At 53.6% G+C, this 5,641-nt stretch carries 3 rRNA genes; all 3 read right to left on the bottom strand.

The features are described from left to right. Positions 1 to 26 precede the first annotated feature (26 nt). The 3 genes from rrf to ACSU1G_RS34530 all read right to left on the bottom strand — a co-directional run bounded on the left by rrf (position 27) and on the right by ACSU1G_RS34530 (position 5,320). Positions 27 to 143, bottom strand: a 5S ribosomal RNA gene (gene rrf / locus ACSU1G_RS34540). Positions 144 to 248: 105 nt separating this feature from the next. Then, positions 249 to 3,352: ribosomal RNA gene (locus ACSU1G_RS34535) — 23S ribosomal RNA — on the bottom strand. A 441-nt stretch (positions 3,353 to 3,793) separates the two neighbouring features. After that, positions 3,794 to 5,320: ribosomal RNA gene (locus tag ACSU1G_RS34530) — 16S ribosomal RNA — on the bottom strand. Together the 16S, 23S and 5S rRNA genes form the textbook arrangement of a ribosomal RNA operon. Positions 5,321 to 5,641 lie beyond the last annotated feature (321 nt).

Below are 5,641 nucleotides of genomic sequence, written 5' to 3'. Positions count from 1 at the left end.
TTGGGTGGCCATTTTGTCTAAAAGAAGTCCGGCGGTGTCCTACTCTCCCACAGGGTCCCCCCTGCAGTACCATCGGCGCTGTGAGGCTTAGCTTCCGGGTTCGGAATGTAACCGGGCGTTTCCCTCACGCTATGGCCGCCGAAACACTATTGATGTTTCAATCAAACACATAACAAAGTCATTGTTATGTGGTTCTCGACCGTACATCGAGAACCACTCAGTGGACGCGTAGCACCAACAAACGGTGTGTTATCAAGTCATCGGCTTATTAGTACCAGTCAGCTTCACACGTTACCGTGCTTCCACATCTGGCCTATCAACCCAGTAGTCTGGCTGGGAGCCTCTCACCCGAAGGTATGGAAATCTCATCTTGAGGCCGGCTTCCCGCTTAGATGCTTTCAGCGGTTATCCATCCCGAACGTAGCTAATCAGCGGTGCTCCTGGCGGAACAACTGACACACCAGAGGTTCGTCCAACCCGGTCCTCTCGTACTAGGGTCAGATCCTCTCAAATTTCCTACGCGCGCAGCGGATAGGGACCGAACTGTCTCACGACGTTCTAAACCCAGCTCGCGTACCGCTTTAATGGGCGAACAGCCCAACCCTTGGGACCTACTCCAGCCCCAGGATGCGACGAGCCGACATCGAGGTGCCAAACCATGCCGTCGATATGGACTCTTGGGCAAGATCAGCCTGTTATCCCCGAGGTACCTTTTATCCGTTGAGCGACAGCGCTTCCACAAGCCACTGCCGGATCACTAGTCCCGACTTTCGTCCCTGCTCGACCTGTCAGTCTCACAGTCAAGCTCCCTTGTGCACTTACACTCGCCACCTGATTACCAACCAGGTTGAGGGAACCTTTGGGCGCCTCCGTTACTTTTTGGGAGGCAACCGCCCCAGTTAAACTACCCACCATGCACTGTCCCTGAACCGGATTACGGTTCGAAGTTAGATATCCAGAGTGACCAGAGTGGTATTTCAACAATGACTCCACACGAACTGGCGTCCATGCTTCAAAGTCTCCCACCTATCCTACACAAGCCACACCGAACACCAATACAAAGCTATAGTAAAGGTCACGGGGTCTTTCCGTCCTGCTGCGCGTAACGAGCATCTTTACTCGTAATGCAATTTCGCCGAGTTCGCGGTTGAGACAGTTGGGAAGTCGTTACGCCATTCGTGCAGGTCGGAACTTACCCGACAAGGAATTTCGCTACCTTAGGATGGTTATAGTTACCACCGCCGTTTACTGGGGCTTAAATTCTCAGCTTCGCCTTGCGGCTAACCGGTCCTCTTAACCTTCCAGCACCGGGCAGGCGTCAGTCCGTATACATCGTCTTGCGACTTGGCACGGACCTGTGTTTTTAGTAAACAGTCGCTACCCACTAGTCTCTGCGGCCTCCAAACGCTTTTGGGAGTAAATCCCTATACGCCGAAGGCCCCCCTTCTCCCGAAGTTACGGGGGCATTTTGCCGAGTTCCTTAACCACGATTCTCTCGATCTCCTTGGTATTCTCTACCTGACCACCTGAGTCGGTTTGGGGTACGGGCGGCTAGAACCTCGCGTCGATGCTTTTCTTGGCAGCATAGGATCATCCACTTTTTATCCGCATCGTGTCTCAGCCTATGTGAACGGCGGATTTGCCTACCGTTCGGCCTACGCACTTGCACCAGGACAACCATCGCCCGGCTGGACTACCTTCCTGCGTCACACCTGTTAATACGCTAACCGCACCAGCATGGGGTCGTACGCTAGGCCCAATCCGTCACCCCGAAGGGATCAGTCACTGGGATTCAGATACTTAGCACCACTGGATTAGCTTGGGCGGTTCTTCGCCGGTACGGGAATATCAACCCGTTGTCCATCGACTACGCCTGTCGGCCTCGCCTTAGGTCCCGACTTACCCAGGGAAGATTAGCTTGACCCTGGAACCCTTGGTCTTTCGGAGGACGTGTTTCTCACACGTCTTTCGCTACTCATGCCTGCATTCTCACTCGTGTAGCCTCCACGGCTGGTTCACACCGCCGCTTCGCTGGCCACACGACGCTCTCCTACCCATCAACACGGCTGGACCACGAAGGCCTACCAATAATGTCAATGCCACAACTTCGGTGGCGTGCTTGAGCCCCGTTACATTGTCGGCGCGGAATCACTTGACCAGTGAGCTATTACGCACTCTTTCAAGGATGGCTGCTTCTAAGCCAACCTCCTGGTTGTCTAAGCAACTCCACATCCTTTTCCACTTAGCACGCGCTTTGGGACCTTAGTTGGTGGTCTGGGTTGTTTCCCTCTCGACTATGAAGCTTATCCCCCACAGTCTCACTGCTGCGCTCTCACTTACCGGCATTCGGAGTTTGGCTGACGTCAGTAACCTTTTAGGGCCCATCGGCCATCCAGTAGCTCTACCTCCGGCAAGAAACACGCAACGCTGCACCTAAATGCATTTCGGAGAGAACCAGCTATCACGAAGTTTGATTGGCCTTTCACCCCTATCCACAGCTCATCCCCTCAGTTTTCAACCTAAGTGGGTTCGGTCCTCCACGCGCTCTTACACGCGCTTCAACCTGGCCATGGATAGATCACTTCGCTTCGGGTCTAGGACATGCGACTGAATCGCCCTATTCAGACTCGCTTTCGCTACGGCTACCCCTCACGGGTTAACCTCGCCACATATCACTAACTCGCAGGCTCATTCTTCAAAAGGCACGCTGTCACCCCTACTAAGGAGGCTCCAACGGTTTGTAAGCAAACGGTTTCAGGTACTATTTCACTCCCCTCCCGGGGTACTTTTCACCTTTCCCTCACGGTACTTGTCCGCTATCGGTCATCTGGGAGTATTTAGGCTTATCAGGTGGTCCTGACAGATTCACACGGGATTTCTCGGGCCCCGTGCTACTTGGGATACTTCTCGCGCCAAGGTTGGCATTTCGACTACGGGGTTGTCACCCTCTATGACCGGCCTTTCAAGACCGTTCGTCTATACCATCTTGTAACGCTGCCAACTCGGCAGAGTTGACTGAAAAGTCCCACAACCCCGAACATGCAACTCCTGCCGGATATCACACATGCTCGGTTTAGCCTGTTCCGGTTTCGCTCGCCACTACTAACGGAATCGCGGTTGCTTTCTCTTCCTGTGGGTACTGAGATGTTTCACTTCCCCACGTTCCCTCTACCCGCCCTATATATTCAGGCGGGAGTCACTAGGTCGGCACGCCGCCCAGCGGGGTTTCCCCATTCGGACACCCTCGGATCAAAACTTGCTTATCAGTTCCCCGAGGCTTATCGCAGATTGCTACGTCCTTCTTCGGCTCCAGATGCCAAGGCATTCACCGTTTGCTCTTAAAGACTTGATAAATCACATGAGTTTGAATCAAAACTCGACCCACACCCGAAAGTGTGTGTCTGAAATTGACTAATGATCTTTAAGATCATCTTGTGCAACTGATCGTTGATCAGCTGCAAGATGCTCGCGTCCACTGTGTAGTTCTCAAAGTACGGGCGGTACCCCTCCCCGCAACCCCCGAAAGGGAAACAGCAAGAGGCCCTGAGAGTCAGAACGACCACACCAAAAGGTGCGGTCGCATCCGGTCCCTCAGGACCCAACAGCGTGCAGATGTAACATCCAACCCCCACCCCGTTCCGATCACCCGAAAGTGATGTACTAAGAGAAGAAATCTTCCTTCACACCATGTCAAATGTTCCACCCATGAGCTCCCAGCGAAGAACGTATGTCTTCGATCTGAGTTCTGGACGTCACGCCGTTCAATGAACAACGAACGTCAGATGCTCCTTAGAAAGGAGGTGATCCAGCCGCACCTTCCGGTACGGCTACCTTGTTACGACTTAGTCCTAATTACCAATCCCACCTTCGACAGCTCCCTCCCACAAGGGGTTAGGCCACCGGCTTCAGGTGTTACCGACTTTCATGACTTGACGGGCGGTGTGTACAAGACCCGGGAACGTATTCACCGCAGCGTTGCTGATCTGCGATTACTAGCGACTCCGACTTCACGTAGTCGAGTTGCAGACTACGATCCGAACTGGGACCGGCTTTTTGGGATTCGCTCCACCTCACGGTATTGCAGCCCATTGTACCGGCCATTGTAGCATGCGTGAAGCCCAAGACATAAGGGGCATGATGATTTGACGTCATCCCCACCTTCCTCCGAGTTGACCCCGGCAGTATCCCATGAGTTCCCACCATTACGTGCTGGCAACATAGAACGAGGGTTGCGCTCGTTGCGGGACTTAACCCAACATCTCACGACACGAGCTGACGACAACCATGCACCACCTGTTTACGAGTGTCCAAAGAGTTGACCATTTCTGGCCCGTTCTCGTATATGTCAAGCCTTGGTAAGGTTCTTCGCGTTGCATCGAATTAATCCGCATGCTCCGCCGCTTGTGCGGGTCCCCGTCAATTCCTTTGAGTTTTAGCCTTGCGGCCGTACTCCCCAGGCGGGGAACTTAATGCGTTAGCTGCGTCACGGAATCCGTGGAATGGACCCCACAACTAGTTCCCAACGTTTACGGGGTGGACTACCAGGGTATCTAAGCCTGTTTGCTCCCCACCCTTTCGCTCCTCAGCGTCAGTTACGGCCCAGAGATCTGCCTTCGCCATTGGTGTTCCTCCTGATATCTGCGCATTCCACCGCTACACCAGGAATTCCAATCTCCCCTACCGCACTCTAGTCTGCCCGTACCCACTGCAGGCTGGAGGTTGAGCCTCCAGATTTCACAGCAGACGTGACAAACCGCCTACGAGCTCTTTACGCCCAATAATTCCGGATAACGCTTGCACCCTACGTATTACCGCGGCTGCTGGCACGTAGTTAGCCGGTGCTTTTTCTGCAGGTACCGTCACTTTCGCTTCTTCCCTGCTAAAAGAGGTTTACAACCCGAAGGCCGTCATCCCTCACGCGGCGTTGCTGCATCAGGCTTTCGCCCATTGTGCAATATTCCCCACTGCTGCCTCCCGTAGGAGTCTGGGCCGTGTCTCAGTCCCAGTGTGGCCGGTCACCCTCTCAGGCCGGCTACCCGTCGACGCCTTGGTGAGCCATTACCTCACCAACAAGCTGATAGGCCGCGAGCCCATCCCCAACCGAAAAATCTTTCCAAACGTTGACCATGCGATCACGTCTCGTATCCAGTATTAGACGCCGTTTCCAGCGCTTATCCCAGAGTCAGGGGCAGGTTGCTCACGTGTTACTCACCCGTTCGCCACTGATCCCCAAGTGCAAGCACCTGGTTCACCGTTCGACTTGCATGTGTTAAGCACGCCGCCAGCGTTCATCCTGAGCCAGGATCAAACTCTCCGTAAAAGAAAAATACTGAACACACCGGAAAAAGGTGTGAGCAGCGAGTTTGAACTGACCAAAGAAATGAATCAAACTGACTTCATTTAAAATGCCAACCCCCGGAAGGGCTGGTCTTTGATCCAAAGGAATTCTCACCAGTCCGAAGACCGACGAGGATAATTTGGCATTTGACAAGTGCACGCTGTTGAGTTCTCAAGGATCGGATGCTCCCACGACCCAGTCATCACAACCAGGCCCGCAGGGCAACTTCTCTATCTTATCTGAGCCATTCAGCATGTCAAACCGACACGCCGTCAGACCCAAATTCGAGTAATTGTTCGAAGC

It is taken from the genome of Microbacterium sp. A93, assembly GCF_051842835.1.
The sequence above is the reverse complement of the archived record's forward strand: the minus strand, read 5'-3'. Positions and strand labels throughout refer to the sequence as shown.